This window comes from Helicobacter sp. 23-1048 (assembly GCF_053654545.1).
In genome coordinates this window covers 714,993-729,425 of record NZ_JBSIUT010000001.1, presented here as the reverse complement: position 1 = coordinate 729,425, position 14,433 = coordinate 714,993, and the positions used below count along the sequence as shown (strand labels likewise).

Here is a 14,433-nt window from a genome sequence, read left to right as displayed (position 1 = left end):
GAGTTTAAATGGAAGCATTTGCAGATGAAGAATTTTTAGAAACTATGATTCTTACCTTTAAGCTGGCATTTATCACTACGGCGGTGCTTTTGCCTATCGGTATCGCGCTGGCGTATTTTTTTTATGCCACAACTTCTAAGTTTAGCACAATGCTTGAAGCCCTTATATGGATGCCCTTAGTGTTGCCTCCGAGCGTGCTTGGATTTTACTTGCTCGTGGCGTTGAGCAAACATAACTTTTTGGGGAAATTTTTGCTCGAGCATTTTAATTTTCAAATCACTTTTAGCTTTGGCGGACTGGTGATTGCGAGCGTGATTTTTTCCCTCCCATTTATGGTAAATCCCATTAAAAACGGCATTTGCTCTGTGCCAAACTCGCTTAAAGAAGCGAGCTACACACTTGGCAAAAGTAAGCTCTACACGCTGTTTTTTGTGCTATTGCCGAATGTGAAATCTGCAATCTTGCTAGGGTGTGTAACGAGCTTCGCACACACGATTGGGGAATTTGGCGTGGTGATGATGATAGGTGGCTCACGCGCTGGAGAGACAAAAGTCGCAAGTATCGCAATCTATGAGGAAGTAGAGAGCCTCAATTACGCGCTCGCGCACCAATACGCGCTGTGCTTGTTTATCGTTAGCTTTGTGAGTTTGTGTGCGATATTTTACATCACACGCAAATATTTTGATAAAAAAATAACCAACATTATTTAAGATTCTTCGAATCTAAGGAGCGCGCAAATGGATATAGAACTTGACTTTAGCAAAAAGCTCATTGGCTACTCCGCTCAAGGCTCGCATAACATCTCACTGCATATCAAGGAGGGGTTGAAATTTGGCGAGTTTCTCACGCTCTTTGGCAAAAGTGGCGCGGGGAAAACCACAATTTTACGAATCTTAAGCGGGCTTACTTTGCCAGATTCTGGCTACATTAAAGTAGGCGAGCAAGTATGGCAAGATGGCAAGACATTCCTCCCACCACAAAAGCGCGCTATTGGCTATATGTTTCAAGATTACGCGCTTTTCCCGCATTTAAGCGTGCTTGATAATATCCTCTTTGGCTTAGAAAATAAAAAGGAGTGTGATTTTGCAAATTGGCTTATCAAACTAATGGAGCTAGAGCCAATCCTCAAATCTGGCACACACCAAATCTCTGGCGGGCAAGCCCAACGCGTAGCACTCGCACGCGCGCTCGTGCGCAAGCCAAAGATTTTATTGCTTGATGAGCCACTAAGTGCGCTCGATTCTGCTATGCGTGCGAGTTTGCAAGATGAAATCGCTAAACTTCATTATCATCTTAACATTACGACCTTGCTTGTAAGCCACGATATTGGTGAGATTTTCAAACTTGCGAGTAAAATTTGGGTGCTAGAAAATGGCAAAATCAAGTGCAAGGGAAATGCAAGCGAGATTTTCGCGCACACAAAGCTAAGTGGCAAGGTGAATTTGAGCGGGGAAATCTTAGAAAAACGCGTTGATGGTGTATCGTGCATATTAAAAGTGCTATGTGGAAGCGAAATAGCGCAGATTCTCTATGATACAAAATCCGCGCAAGACCTCAAAGAAGGGGATAAAGTGCTTATCGTTACAAAAGCATACAATCCGTTGCTTTTTAAGATTCATAATCCAATTTAAGCAGAAATTTAGCACAAAAATCATAGAATCTCTGCGATAAGTTTCTCCTACATAAGACTTGATATTACCATAAGTGAGGGCATTTTGAGATTTTTTGTTATTGCGTTTTTCCTTGTGTCTTGCGCCTTTGGCGAATGGTTGCTCTCAGATTCCATTATCACGCACTTTGTGCAGGAATGGCAAGAAGCGCAAAAGCTCTATGACGCGACACATAACCCCACCAAGCAAGACAAAAAAGCCCACACAAACACCGCACAAAATACTCCACCACAAGATACAAAATCCACGCCCACAACCGCGCTTAATGACGGGCAAAAGCCAAAGCTCCTTATCATTATGGACGACATTCACACTAAAAGACAACTTAATAATCTTGCAAATTTGGGGCTTAATATCACGCCATCAATTTTCCCAAAGACACCTTATTCGCCAAAAACTCCACAACTTATCCAAGACTTCACGCAAAGCTGGGAGGGCGAATATATGGTGCATTTGCCACTTCAAGCAATCAACTTCGCTCAAAACGAACTAGAACCAATCGAAGTGGGCGCGAGCAAAGACGCCCTGCGTGAAGTGCTCTCACGCATTAAGGGCGACTTCCCTCATCTCAAATTTATCAACAACCACACGGGCTCGAAATTCACTTCAAGCAAACAAGATATGCAAAATCTCCTTGAAGTGCTTGATGAATTTGGATTAGAATTCATCGATAGCGTAACAAGCGAGCATATAGTAAGCCCAAAAATCGCACGCGAGCAATCACGGCTCATAATGCAACGCGATATATTTTTAGACAACACCATTCACACACAAAGTATCGCCACGCAAATCAATCTCGCCATAGCCAAAGCAAAGAAAAAGGGCTATGCGATTGCTATATGCCACCCACACAAAGAAACACTCCAAGCACTTAGAGGAGCGGACTTTAGCGAAGTGGAGCTCATAAGCCCAAGCGAACTCCAACACCACCTCTATACGCAAAATATCAAACTCTATAACCGCTCAAAATTTCAATATGCCCAAAACTTTTAATACACTAGATTTGCTTCCCCCTGCTCTCTCCACACTAAGCAATCCGCCAAAACAACTCTTTTATGAGGGGGATTTGAGGCTTTTAGATTCTCCAATTAAAGTGGCTATCGTGGGCTCACGCGCACCAAACCCATACACAAAGCAAGTGTGTGCGACCTTGAGCGCGAGCATTGCTAAAGCTGGCGGGGTAGTAGTGAGCGGTGGTGCGCTTGGCGTGGATATAATCGCACATACAAATGCCCTGCCAAACACGATAATGTTTTCCCCAGCGAGTCTTGAGATTACCTACCCAAAGGCAAATCAAACAATCATAGAGCGCATAAGGAGAGAATCTCTTCTTTTAAGCGAGTATGAAAGTCCCTATACGCCACACCAACACAGCTTCTTAGAGCGCAATCGCCTCGTAGTAGGCATAAGTGATATAGTCATAATCCCGCAAGCAGATTTACGCTCTGGGAGCTTGCAATCCGCACGGCTAGCTTTAGAATCTAACACGCCACTTTTTGTCTTGCCACATAGGATAAACGAAAGTTTAGGCACACAAGAACTCCTCTCAACTAACAAAGCGCGGTGCATTTATGACATTGGTGCATTTATAAGTGAAATCTTTGGCGTGCAAGATAAAAGTGATGATGAAGTGCTAAGCTTTTGTCAAAACACACCAAGTTTCGAGTTAGCATATCAAAAGTTTGGCGATATACTCTTAGAATACGAACTAGAGGGAAAAATCGTGCGCGAAAATGGAATCGTGCGCGTAATAATCTAGGACAATAGAGTGAATAGAGCAAAAAATAATCTTATCGCGTGTGATATGGGGCTAAAGCGCATTGGATTAGCACATATCCTTAATGGGATAATCCTGCCATTGCCCGCAATTACGCGCAAAAATAAAACTCAAGCCCTAAGTGAGCTAGAAAATCTCCTCGTCCAAAGGCAAGCGAAGACTCTCGTGGTGGGTATGCCACATTTATGCGGAGTGCAAACACAAAGTGCGCTTAATAGTGCATTTGAAGCGGGTGAATTAAGCGAAAATAAAGCGATTAGGCAAACTCAACTGCGTATTTGGCATTGTATCAAAACCCTTAACTTTAGCGGGGAAATTTACTTTGTCAATGAGGATTATAGCTCAAAGCAAAGCGAGGATAAACTCGCGCATTTAGGGCGTAAAAACCGCCAAAGCGCACAAAAAGACGGGAGAGTAGATTCTCTTAGTGCGTGTGAGATTTTGCAAAATTTCCTTAATGCAAGTGTGATAAATAGGCATTAGAATCTAGTCATATTGCAACGCTACAATGCTTTTAGCACCTTGCCAAAAATAAACTCATCTTTGACTTGCGTAATCTCACATTCATACGCGCTATCTCGTATATCAATGCCATTGGCAACTTCGTTAATAAGGATAGTGCCATCAATATCTTTCGCCCAAAGTCGCGCACGCGCATTATAAAAATGCTCGCTTAGCTCACTTTGCCCCTCGATGATAATTTCTAACTTTTGGTGGAGCAGATTCTTTAGTGTGGCTTTGTGCTTTTTTTTGATAATGTTTTCAAAAACTTTTAGACGCGATTGTATAAGTTTGGAATCTAACTTAGGCATTGTAAAGCTCCTCGTGTCCTCTTGAGGAGAGAACTCAAAGGCGTTAATCCTATCAAACCTAAAATCACGCACAAACTCACACAACTCGCTAAAATCACGCTCGCTCTCTTGGGGGTGTCCTATGATAAATCCCGTGCGCAAAAATCGCCCCCTCACGCTATCCATTAGTTTGAGAAGTTTTAAGTGGTGGGCTTTGTTTGCCCCGCGATTCATCACTTTTAACATAGCATTTGAAATATGTTGCAATGGCATATCGAAGTAGGGCAAAAAACTTGATGAGTTTGCAATGCTCTCAATAAGATTCTCATCAGTGGTGCTTGGATAGAGATATAAAATCCGCACGGTTATGGGGAGATTCAAACTATCGATACGGTTAATAAGGGCACTTAGTCCATTTTTCACACCCAAATCGCGCAAAAATGAGCTACTATCTTGTGCGATTAAACTAAAGTCTCTAAACCCTTGATTATAGAGAATCTCTAGCTCCTTAATCACGGAATCCAGCGTGCGCGAATGGAGTTTGCCCTTAAAATGCGGAATCGCGCAAAAGCTACATTGTTGATTGCACCCCTCGCTTAGCTTGATATAGGCGTGAAAGGTCGAATTTGCCACCACGCGTGAATGCGTCTCATCAGCCAAAAAGACTTTTTGAGAATGCAAGGAGCGTTTAGATTCTATCATTGTATCGATTTTATCATAATCCCCAACGCCCGTGATAATGTCAATCTCAGGGATTTCGCTCTTTAGCTCATCATAATATCGCTCGCTTAGACACCCGCTCACCACAAGTAGAGAATCTTTTTTGCGCACGCTATGGGCGTTAAAGATTTTTTCCAAACTCTCTTGCTTGGCAGATTGGATAAAGCCACAGGTGTTAATGATAATAACATCAGCATTATGCGCTTGCTCTACTAGCTTGTAGCTTGATAGCTTCCCTAGCATCACTTCAGAATCAATAAGATTTTTGGTGCAACCAAGCGAAATGAGGTGCAGTGTTTTTTGCATTGATTAGGCTTGCTGATTTTTGATTATATCCCAGCGCGGAGTGAGCTTGCCATCTAGCTCCTCTGTGGCGCACATTCCCATTATATTATACCCACAATCCACATAGTGAATCTCGCCCGTTACGCCACTTGAGAGCTCACTTAAAAGATACATTGCGGAGTTCCCCACTTGTGTGATACTCACATTTTCGCGCAATGGAGCGTTTGCTTCATTCCATTTAAGCATTATGCTAAAATCACTAATCCCACTTGCTGCAAGTGTCTTAATAGGTCCCGCAGAAATCGCATTCACGCGCACACCTCGCTTCCCTAAGTCATAGGCTAAATAACGCACGCTCGATTCTAATGCTGCTTTTGCCACGCCCATTACATTGTAATTGGTTACATACTGCACACTGCCAAGATAGGTAAGTGTGAGGATAGACGCGCCTTTATTGAGTAATGGAAGTGTGCAACGAGCTAGCTCAATAAGCGAATATACCGAAATTTCTAACGCAGTGTTAAACGCGGCTTTGCTTGTATTGATAAACTCGCCCTCTAATGCCTCTTTGGGAGCGAAAGCCACACAATGCACGACAAAATCAAGGTTGCCAAAATCTTTGGCAAGATTCTTCGCTAGTGCGCTGAAATGCTCTGGCTTGCTCACATCAAGCTCATATACAAAGTGGGAATCTAACTCTTGTGCGATTGGACGCACGCGCTTCTCTAAGCTCTCATTAAGAAAAGTGAAAGCAAGCTCTGCGCCCTGCTCCTTGCACGCCTTAGCGATACCATACGCAATCGAACGATTATTTGCCACTCCCACGATAAGACCTTTTTTGCCCTGCATTATCATTTGCGCTCCTTGTTTGATGAATTTTCTTGCAATTATAAGCGGTTTTATTTAATGTGAATTTTGAGGAATATTTTTTGTTTAAATTTTGGCAGTTTAAGTTTGGAATCTACATTAAAAAGGGAGTTTATATGCAAAGTGGATATTACAACACGACAGGCGGTATCGTAACGCAATTTAGCAAACTTGATATTGTCTCAAACAATCTAGCAAATCTTAACACCAATGGGTTTAAACGCGATGATGTAGTCATCGGGGATTACTTGCGACTTTATCAAACACACAAACACGAACTTCCTATCGATAATCACACGCGCGAAGCCTCGAAATTCCTCAATCGCACAATGGATAGAGTGCCAATCATTAGCGAGGAATACACCGATACAGAAGTGGGGGCAATGGCACAAACAGAAAATCCCCTTGATTTCGCCCTGCAAAACAAAAATGCGTATTTTGCTATCCTCACACCTGAGGGCGTGCGATATACACGAGATGGGAGCTTTAGCATTAACAGCGATGGAATCTTAAGCACCAAAGAAGGCTTCCCTGTGCTCTCACGCGCTGGGCTAGATTCTGAGGGGACTATCTCTGTGCCTGAGGGCTTGCATTTAGAGACAGATAAAAATGGCAATCTCTACTTGCGCGCGCTCAATAATGATGAAATCGCTGAAATAGTGCCTATTGGTGGCTTAGCAGTAGTTGGCTTTGAGAATCCACGCTATTTGAAAAAAATCGGTAAAAATCTCTATGAATTCCCAGAAGAGCGACTAAATGAACGAGAGCTCCTCGCTGGAAGTATGGGTATGCTACAAGGCTTCGTAGAAAAGAGCAATGTCAATGCCGTGCGAGAAATGAGCGCACTCATCGAAACAAACCGCCTCGTAGATATGTATCAACGCGTAATGCGCTCACATATGGACGAACTCAACACTGATGCAATTAACAAACTCGCCGTTCGAGCGTAAAAAATAAAATTAAATCTACACAAACTCCGCTTTTTATCGCTCTATTAGGAATCTTAGATTCTTAATAGAGGCATTTTACTCTTTGTTAGAGTGTGCTTGTATGTTTTTTTGGCTTGGATAAGTAAAGTTGCTTTTGCGCTTAGCAAAGGTTTTCTCCTCATCATCAAGCGCATACGCGCGGAATACAAATGGGAAAATACTATCATCTTTTTGATTATTTGAAAGTGGCTCTAATGCTTGAACGGTAACAATTTCGGTGCGTTTTTGCCCAGCTTTTACTAAAAATGGCTCTTTTGGCTTGCTTATTTTTAACTTATCTGCAATAGCAGAATCTTTGCTTGGATTCTCAATAGCGATATAAAATTCGTGTGGCACGCTATCAGTATTATGAAAAAGCACCTTAAAGCTATTGCTTATTACCACACCCTCATCTTTTTGCGTGATTTGATAGATTTGCGTGGTTGTATTGACATTTAAGAGCATTCCCTCTTTTTTGCCACTCACGACCAAAATTGCTACAAACGCAATGGCAAGCACGGCGATATACGCGATAGTCTTAGGACGAAAATAGCGGATTTTGACATTATTTTGTGTGCTAAATGGCGAACTCCAATTCACTAGACTAGCTCGATTGTATCGTGCCTGCACACTTCCACACGCATCAACGCACTCAAGGCAGTTTATGCACTCTAGTTGCATTCCTTTACGAATGTCAATGTGCGCGGGGCAGACTTTCACACACTCTTCACATTCCACACATTCTGCTTGAGGCTCTCTAAACTTTAATTTTTCTGGGATTTTTTGCAAATCCGCATTATAAATCGCTCCACCACGCCTGCTATCATAAATTGGCATAATAGTATCATCATCATACAGCACACTTTGCACACGACAATAAGGACAAATATACACACAAAACACTTCTTGGATAAAGGCAATATCAGCGGTAAAAAAAAGTCCAAAACCAAGCCAAAATCCCATTAAAATCGGGTGCTGACTTGGGTTAGCCAAAGCCTCAAAAAACTCCAGCGGTGGCACAAAGAAAAACATTAAATTCGCCGTAGCCACAAGGCACAAAAACATTATTATCACAAATGCCAAAGTTGCTTTAAGTTTATCACTTAGGGAATCTAGGCGCAAAGGTCGTTGTTTATTTGAGATTTTATTACGAAGTTTAAAAATTTTGGTTTGCAATAAGTCGCGATAAATCGTGCGGAAGATAGTTTGCGGGCACGCCCAGCCACACCACATACGACCACCTAGCGTAGTGAGGAAAAAGATTCCCACAAAAAGGATTATGAGCAAAAAGGGCAACAAATAGAGCTCTTGCATATTAAAACGCGTGCCAAGTAGATGAAACTCGCCGTGCGCAAATGAAAGCAAAAAGATATGATTGCCATCAATGGTGATAAAAGGGAATCCAAGAAAAAAAATCATCGCGCTAAAATAAAGCAAGTAGCGATGTTTTCGGTAATTTGTTGTGTGTGGAGTGGTGCTTATAGTTGTATTTGCCTGCATTTTTTATCCTTTTGCCTGTGTTGGGTTTATTGCTTTGTTGCTAATTCCGCGCACATTGTAAGCCTTTTTGTCTTAAAACTACCTAAATTTTAGGAATTTTAAAACAAAAAGTTTGTAATAAAGTTACATTTTTTGTTTGTAGCGTGGATAAAATCTTTATAACTTATACGCGATTTGGAGATAATAACTCGCGCCTGCCACACGATAAAAATCATAGTAGCGGTTATTTGTGATATTAAGGAATTGCGCGCAGAGCTGTAAATTATTTTTAAAGGTATAGCCGACTTTGGCATTCAAGGCAAATTGAGAATCATAGCTTCCATAGACATTTGGGATAATGGGCGAATTGCTATCATCATTATAAAAAGCTGGTGTATAATGTGCCCAAACAGAAGCAAACACGCCATATTGTGGCAAATAATTAACCCCTGCATTAAGCGTGTGTAAAGGAAGTCCTACAAATTGTTTCCCCACAGAATCTGGACGCGCAGTATTTTTTAGCACTTTGGCATTGCTTAGTGTGTAATTTGCCTGAATCTCTAGCGCGTGCCAAATAGGAATATTTATATCAAACTCGATTCCATTTATCCTCCCTCTCCCTGCGTTTATATATTTATATGGGTCAGCTTGCGCACCAGAGCCTGAGCGATATATCATATCAAACATTTCAAGGTTATAAAAATACAAACTCGTGCGCAACGCATTATTATCGTATTCCACGCCAACTTCTGTATTGATAGCGTGCTCCTCTTTTAGATTCTCATTTATTTCCCAATAAGTTTGTGCGTGGGTGAATTGGTATTTGTTTCGCAAAGTCGCCATACGAAATCCGCGTCCCACAGAAGCCTTTAGCCTTAGTGTATGCTCTTGTGTATCAAGCGGAGTATAAATCACAGCGAACTTGGGGCTCAGGATAGACACGCTATTGCTTTGATTTTGTTTGTGTTCTTGTGGATTAGAGAGGAGGTTATCATAATAGCCATTAAAATTGCGCCAATAATCATAACGCAATCCAATACTGGTGCCAAATGCACCAAACTTAGGAGAATCTACCCATAATGAATCCATATTAAAATACACAGAACCTGCCACTGCCTCCGTGCCAAATCGGACGCGATAATCTGTGCGTGAATGATAATCACGCCAATTTGTCATATTACGCTGTTTTTGTGTGTAGGTATAGTAGCGAAACTGCGCTCCTAAGGTAATAATATGGTCGCTTAAATGAGTATCTGCATAAATAAAATCTAAATAATTACTTGAAGAATCCGTATCTTGCGTGCTTCCAGCACCACTGCTAAAACTTTGATTGCCATCTTGAGTGGCATCTTGCCACCAACTTAGGAGATTCATACTTGAGAGTGTGATTTTGAGTGTGCTTTGCTCAAAGCTATGCAGATAGTTAAGATTGCCTATAATATGTGTATAACTCCCTATGCCACCAAGCCCAGAGCCTATAAAATAATTTTTATTATTCAATAAATAAGTAGGGTTGCCTTGATTATCGCGCAAGTAGGACTGAAAGTTTTTAATATCGTAGTTATGGTTAGAAAGACGCAAGGATAATCCCACCTCATCACGCTCACCTAGCTCAAGGCTTGACTTAAACGAAATGTCATAACTTTGCAGCACTCTATCACCACCCGTGCCTAAAATCACTTGCCCTGCGCTATTTTGCTGTGCCCCTGCGGCTATTGCGTCATTTGCGTCAGCATTGGTGCTTGATAGGTAAGTAGGGTAGCTAGAATATCCATCTGTGGTGGTGAATCCCGCGCTCAACTTTACCTTTAATCGTTTATCAAAAAACACATCGCCAACACTTCCATAGAATCTAAAAGTATTTTTATCTGCAGTGTCTTTTTGGATTTCATTGCCATAGCCTGCGATTGCTTGGAGCTCGAACTTTTCTGGCATTGCTGTGATGAAATGTATCACGCCACCTATCGCGCCCGTGCCATAGAGACTAGAATACGCACCCTTTGCGACTTCTACACGCTCCACATCATAGAGGGATATTTGGTTTAAGATTCTCGCCTCGCCCTCCAAATCACTTAAAATCACCCCATCAAGCATAACAAGCGTGCCATAAGTTACACCACGAATGCGAATTTGTGGGCGTGCATTAAAGTTTGTATTATTATCCACACGCACACCGGAGATAACATTGACAATATCAGCAATCTTTGTGTTTGGCATTTTTTGGATATGAGTGGAATCTATCACCGTAATGCTCGCTGGAATATTGACAATATCACTCTCTAGTGCAACACCTGTGCTTACGCTGGATTTTTCCAAACGCACTTTCTCAGCCTCATTCGCATTTGTAACCTCATCATCTACTTGTGCCTCATTAGCGCGCAAAAACACCAAAGAAACGAGAGTAAAAAATAGCAATGACTTTTTTATCATTTTTATACCTCTAATAAGAATTTATCAAAAGTATAGCTTAATTTCTAAAAAAAAAAGATATAAATAATTTGGAAATAGAGTAAAAATTTTAGAAAAATTATACAAAGTCTTGGTGTTGCGAGGTTTTAAATGCCCAAAATTTACTGATAAAGTAGCCCACAATGGTATAAACCACACTTGCGAGAATTTGTGCAATATACACATCAATCCCACAGATTCTATGACTAATGCTTAGCGTTGCTAAATTTGCCAGATATGCTATGCCCATTGCCACGCCAAATCGCCACGCATCTTGCTTATGAGAATTTTTGGATTTAAAGGTAAATTTTTTATTGAGAAAATAGGAGTTAATTACGCCTGCTATGTTACCCAGCAAATTTGCCACTTCAGGCACAAGCCCTAAAAAAGTCAGTAACAAACAAAGTCCAAGTCCTACACAAGTGTTTGCCACACCCACGAGCCCATATACAACAAGGCTACTTCCTAAAAGTTTGCCAATCAATCCTCGCATTTATCACTCTTAAGTCAAATTAAAGATTAAGAAGCCTTCGGGTCATCAGGCTTTTCTTGTGATTCCTCTTCTAATTGTTTGTCTTCCTCGTGGATATATTTTTCCTTTCCTTTAAAGGTAATAATCGTGCAGTTTGGATACACTTCGATTCTATGATAAATATTATCAACCTTTGTAAGCAATTTGCCCGCAGATTCTGGGATACAATGCGGATTTTCTGCGAGCTTTTGGTGGTCTTCGTTGATAGGCGTTTCATCGATTTGAGATTCTGGCACATCACCCCAACCATAGTGCTTCATCGCCATTCGCACCCAATACTTCCCATCAGTGATTTTGACTAATCGCTTCATTATGGGATTCTCTTTGGAGGAATTTTCTAACACAGGGCTTGCCGTAACCCACCCTCTAATGCGATAAAGATAATTTTGGTAATCCGCTGCCTTTTTTGGCACGACATTGACTAAATCATTAAGGAGCAAGGTTAAGCGGAAATTTTGGTATTTATCTTGGGCTGAAAGTGCGTTACCATAGGAGTTAGAAAACACAATAAGCGACCAAGAGAAAAACCCAACAACCACCGCGCTAAAGACAAAAAAGATTCTGCTTTGTGTCTCGCGTGATGAAAGCGCGGTAGAATCCGTGCGCTTAATATCTTGCTTTTTATACGCCCAGCCTCGCCACGCACTCGCCACATAAATCGCTAAAATCGCTGCAAACACGCCAATCCCAATAAACGCCCGTGGCCGTGGCAGAGGCACAGAGAGCACCAAATATGTCCCATACGAGCATACGATTCCCACGCATAAGACAATTATGGCGAGTAGAAATGAAAGGAATTTATTGATTTTTGCTTGATAGACTGCCGAACACACAAATGCCACAAGTAAGGCAAGAAAACAAATCTTAATTCCGCTCCACCCAAAGTCATTCCACAAATAGCCCACATACATTTGGATATTTTTTACAATGCCCTCTAATAACTCACTAGATTCTAGCATTTTGGTGCTTGCTTGAGCGTGCCCAAAATCGTGCATTATAAAAAGTTTAAAAATAAGCAAAGCAAAGGCATAATTACAAAACGACACCAACACAAAAGTAAGAGTTTTTTTGAGCCCTGCGTTGGTTTGATTAAGCATTAAAAACGCAAAAAATGACACCAAAATAATCTCAATCCCGCTACTTGCTTGATAAGTCATACACATACCAAGCGAGCACAAAATACCCACAGGAATATACGCACGAATGTGATGAATAAACACAAATGGAATCACACTAAAAAGCACAGATAACGCCATATACGGAGAATCAAAGCGAAAAGACAAATCCTCCAAAAAATAAGGTGAAAGCCCAATAGGAATAGAGGCAATAATGCCAAGAACTGTAAGACGCTTTTTGTTTGGGAGTTCGCTCGATTCCCACAATAAATCCTCGCTTTTCCAAATAATCTCTCTAATGCTCCACACCAAAATAATACTCGCAAAACTTAAAAAAGCAATAGCCACGATTTGCGTAAGTGGCGCGATGTCAGTAAGCACGGTATCCATATGCACAAAAGTGGATAAAAACCAACTAATATAGCGCGAGAAATTATCCCATTCTTTATAGCCAATCACAGCGCGCCCCAAATCATCGATATAATACACATCAGCGCGGATAATGCTCATAATCCCTAAAAGATAGAGACTAAAGGCGATTAAAAAATATTTCCAAAATCCTTGCGTATGGAAAAATGCCCAAGAGGCAATAACAAATTCCTTCATACTACGAGAGAGATGTCGTGGCATATTAGTCCTTTTTATTAGATTTAGTAGTGCTTGCTTTTGTCTTTTTGTTTGCTTGTGTAGCTTGCTTGTCCTTAAATTGCTCAAGGATATAAATCGGACGCATTTTGACTTGCTCATAAATCCTAGCAATATACTCGCCAATCACACCAAGAAGCATTAACTGAATCCCACCAATAAAGGTAATAACCACCATAAGGCTAGGATACCCAGCCACAGGGTTACCATACACAATCGTATCAATAATGCGGTGGATTCCATACACCACCGCCACAATACTCATAAGCCCCCCGAGCACAAAAGCGATACGCAGTGGAGCAGTGCTAAAGCTTACGATTCCTTCAATGGCGTATTTAAAGAGATTCCAAAAGCTCCAACTCGATGCGCCCTTAAAATGCGGGATATATTCATATTCTAAGCACTCACGCTTAAACCCAACCCACGCAAATATCGCTTTTGAGAATCTATGATATTCTTTAAGCTCTAAAATCGCCTCTATTACTTCTCTATCCATTAAGCGAAAATCCCGCACGCCAGATTCGATTTTTACCTCTGAGAGCAAGTTTGAGAGTTTATAAAAAATTTCACTTAAAGCCGCACGGATTTTGGACTCTCCAGCGCGCGTAGTGCGTCTGGCGTAGATGACTTTTGTTGTGCGATTAGAATTAAGCCAGATTCTTACCATTTCGATGATTAAATGTGGAGGGTCTTGCAAATCCGCGTCAATTAAAATCACGCCCTCCCCGCTTGCTTCTCTCAAACCTGCTAAAATTGCTGCTTCTTTGCCAAAATTACGCGAAAAAGAAAGCACTTTAATGTTTTTTGCCTTTGAGCGCATATCTTGTAAAATCTCTAAAGTTTTATCTCTGCTCCCGTCATTGACAAAGACTATTTCATAGGTTATATGTGGAAATTCCTTTTGGACTTGTTGCATTGTGAGGGCGATTTGACTTTGAAACTTTGGCAGTGAAATTTCTTCGTTATAGCAAGGCACTACTATTGAAATGCCTTGTGAAGCACTTTTAGAACTATTTGCAGGGGTATTTGCCGTGCTCATTTTATAATCCTTACGCGATAATTTTATAGATTGAAGTGGATATTGTATAGCGTTTTTTTGAATGTTTTATTAACAAATGATTTTGTGTGAATTATTT

13 protein-coding genes are annotated in these 14,433 nt (G+C 41.1%); 6 read left to right on the top strand and 7 right to left on the bottom strand.

The annotated features are described in order from the left end of the window. Positions 1 to 8: 8 nt before the first annotated feature. The 5 genes from modB (at position 9) to ruvX (ending at position 3,930) form a co-directional block, all read left to right on the top strand. Positions 9 to 710 (top strand): molybdate ABC transporter permease subunit, encoded by a 702-nt coding sequence (modB, locus tag ACWIWK_RS03625; protein ID WP_454150926.1) that lies wholly within the window; start codon positions 9 to 11, stop codon positions 708 to 710. Positions 711 to 737: 27 nt separating this feature from the next. Next, positions 738 to 1,631, top strand: a complete 894-nt coding sequence (locus ACWIWK_RS03620) for an ABC transporter ATP-binding protein (RefSeq protein ID WP_454150924.1) — start codon at positions 738 to 740, stop codon at positions 1,629 to 1,631. A gap of 84 nt (positions 1,632 to 1,715) precedes the next feature. Continuing rightward, positions 1,716 to 2,663 carry a divergent polysaccharide deacetylase family protein gene (locus ACWIWK_RS03615; protein WP_454150922.1) on the top strand — a complete coding sequence of 316 codons (948 nt, stop codon included), beginning with the start codon at positions 1,716 to 1,718 and terminating at the stop codon, positions 2,661 to 2,663. After that, positions 2,647 to 3,429: a DNA-processing protein DprA gene (locus ACWIWK_RS03610; RefSeq protein WP_454150920.1), complete on the top strand. Its 783-nt coding sequence runs from the start codon at positions 2,647 to 2,649 to the stop codon at positions 3,427 to 3,429. The genes ACWIWK_RS03615 and ACWIWK_RS03610 overlap by 17 nt, the downstream gene beginning before the upstream one ends. Positions 3,430 to 3,438: 9 nt before the next feature. Next, the gene (gene ruvX / locus ACWIWK_RS03605) at positions 3,439 to 3,930 is read left to right on the top strand and encodes a Holliday junction resolvase RuvX (protein ID WP_454150918.1); all 492 of its coding nucleotides are present in this window, start codon (positions 3,439 to 3,441) and stop codon (positions 3,928 to 3,930) included. Between the two features lie 20 nt (positions 3,931 to 3,950). Here ruvX and rimO read toward each other — a convergent pair whose 3' ends face one another. Together rimO and fabI are read right to left on the bottom strand one after the other, a co-directional pair. Then, on the bottom strand, positions 3,951 to 5,264 hold the full coding sequence (gene rimO / locus ACWIWK_RS03600) for a 30S ribosomal protein S12 methylthiotransferase RimO (protein ID WP_454150917.1): 1,314 nt from the start codon (positions 5,262 to 5,264) through the stop codon (positions 3,951 to 3,953). A gap of 3 nt (positions 5,265 to 5,267) precedes the next feature. Further along, positions 5,268 to 6,098 carry an enoyl-ACP reductase FabI gene (fabI, locus tag ACWIWK_RS03595; RefSeq protein ID WP_454150915.1) on the bottom strand — a complete coding sequence of 277 codons (831 nt, stop codon included), beginning with the start codon at positions 6,096 to 6,098 and terminating at the stop codon, positions 5,268 to 5,270. Between the two features lie 128 nt (positions 6,099 to 6,226). Here fabI and ACWIWK_RS03590 point away from each other — a divergent pair, with 128 nt between their 5' ends. Beyond that, complete coding sequence (locus ACWIWK_RS03590; protein WP_454152021.1) at positions 6,227 to 7,060, top strand: flagellar hook-basal body protein; 834 nt, start codon at positions 6,227 to 6,229, stop codon at positions 7,058 to 7,060. A 75-nt stretch (positions 7,061 to 7,135) separates the two neighbouring features. Here the strand turns inward: ACWIWK_RS03590 and ccoG are convergent, their stop codons facing one another. The 5 genes from ccoG to ACWIWK_RS03565 form a co-directional block, all read right to left on the bottom strand. Continuing rightward, positions 7,136 to 8,578, bottom strand: coding sequence for a cytochrome c oxidase accessory protein CcoG (gene ccoG / locus ACWIWK_RS03585; RefSeq protein ID WP_454150913.1), 1,443 nt, complete (start codon positions 8,576 to 8,578; stop codon positions 7,136 to 7,138). Positions 8,579 to 8,734: 156 nt separating this feature from the next. Next, positions 8,735 to 10,987, bottom strand: a complete 2,253-nt coding sequence (locus ACWIWK_RS03580; RefSeq protein WP_454150911.1) for a TonB-dependent receptor — start codon at positions 10,985 to 10,987, stop codon at positions 8,735 to 8,737. Between the two features lie 97 nt (positions 10,988 to 11,084). After that, positions 11,085 to 11,498: a GtrA family protein gene (locus ACWIWK_RS03575; protein WP_454150909.1), complete on the bottom strand. Its 414-nt coding sequence runs from the start codon at positions 11,496 to 11,498 to the stop codon at positions 11,085 to 11,087. 26 nt (positions 11,499 to 11,524) lie between these two features. Then, positions 11,525 to 13,282: a glucosyltransferase domain-containing protein gene (locus tag ACWIWK_RS03570; RefSeq protein WP_454150907.1), complete on the bottom strand. Its 1,758-nt coding sequence runs from the start codon at positions 13,280 to 13,282 to the stop codon at positions 11,525 to 11,527. Position 13,283: 1 nt separating this feature from the next. After that, positions 13,284 to 14,336, bottom strand: a complete 1,053-nt coding sequence (locus ACWIWK_RS03565) for a glycosyltransferase family 2 protein (protein ID WP_454150905.1) — start codon at positions 14,334 to 14,336, stop codon at positions 13,284 to 13,286. Positions 14,337 to 14,433: the final 97 nt, after the last annotated feature.

Coding starts and splice junctions, on each gene's coding strand:
- fabI (WP_454150915.1), bottom strand. CDS start 6,098: ATGATAATGCAGGGCAAAAAAGGTCTTATCGTGGGAGTGGCAAATAAT.
- ACWIWK_RS03590 (WP_454152021.1), top strand. CDS start 6,227: ATGCAAAGTGGATATTACAACACGACAGGCGGTATCGTAACGCAATTT.
- ccoG (WP_454150913.1), bottom strand. CDS start 8,578: ATGCAGGCAAATACAACTATAAGCACCACTCCACACACAACAAATTAC.
- modB (WP_454150926.1), top strand. CDS start 9: ATGGAAGCATTTGCAGATGAAGAATTTTTAGAAACTATGATTCTTACC.
- ACWIWK_RS03565 (WP_454150905.1), bottom strand. CDS start 14,336: ATGAGCACGGCAAATACCCCTGCAAATAGTTCTAAAAGTGCTTCACAA.
- ACWIWK_RS03575 (WP_454150909.1), bottom strand. CDS start 11,498: ATGCGAGGATTGATTGGCAAACTTTTAGGAAGTAGCCTTGTTGTATAT.
- ACWIWK_RS03620 (WP_454150924.1), top strand. CDS start 738: ATGGATATAGAACTTGACTTTAGCAAAAAGCTCATTGGCTACTCCGCT.
- ACWIWK_RS03580 (WP_454150911.1), bottom strand. CDS start 10,987: ATGATAAAAAAGTCATTGCTATTTTTTACTCTCGTTTCTTTGGTGTTT.
- ACWIWK_RS03610 (WP_454150920.1), top strand. CDS start 2,647: ATGCCCAAAACTTTTAATACACTAGATTTGCTTCCCCCTGCTCTCTCC.
- rimO (WP_454150917.1), bottom strand. CDS start 5,264: ATGCAAAAAACACTGCACCTCATTTCGCTTGGTTGCACCAAAAATCTT.
- ACWIWK_RS03570 (WP_454150907.1), bottom strand. CDS start 13,282: ATGCCACGACATCTCTCTCGTAGTATGAAGGAATTTGTTATTGCCTCT.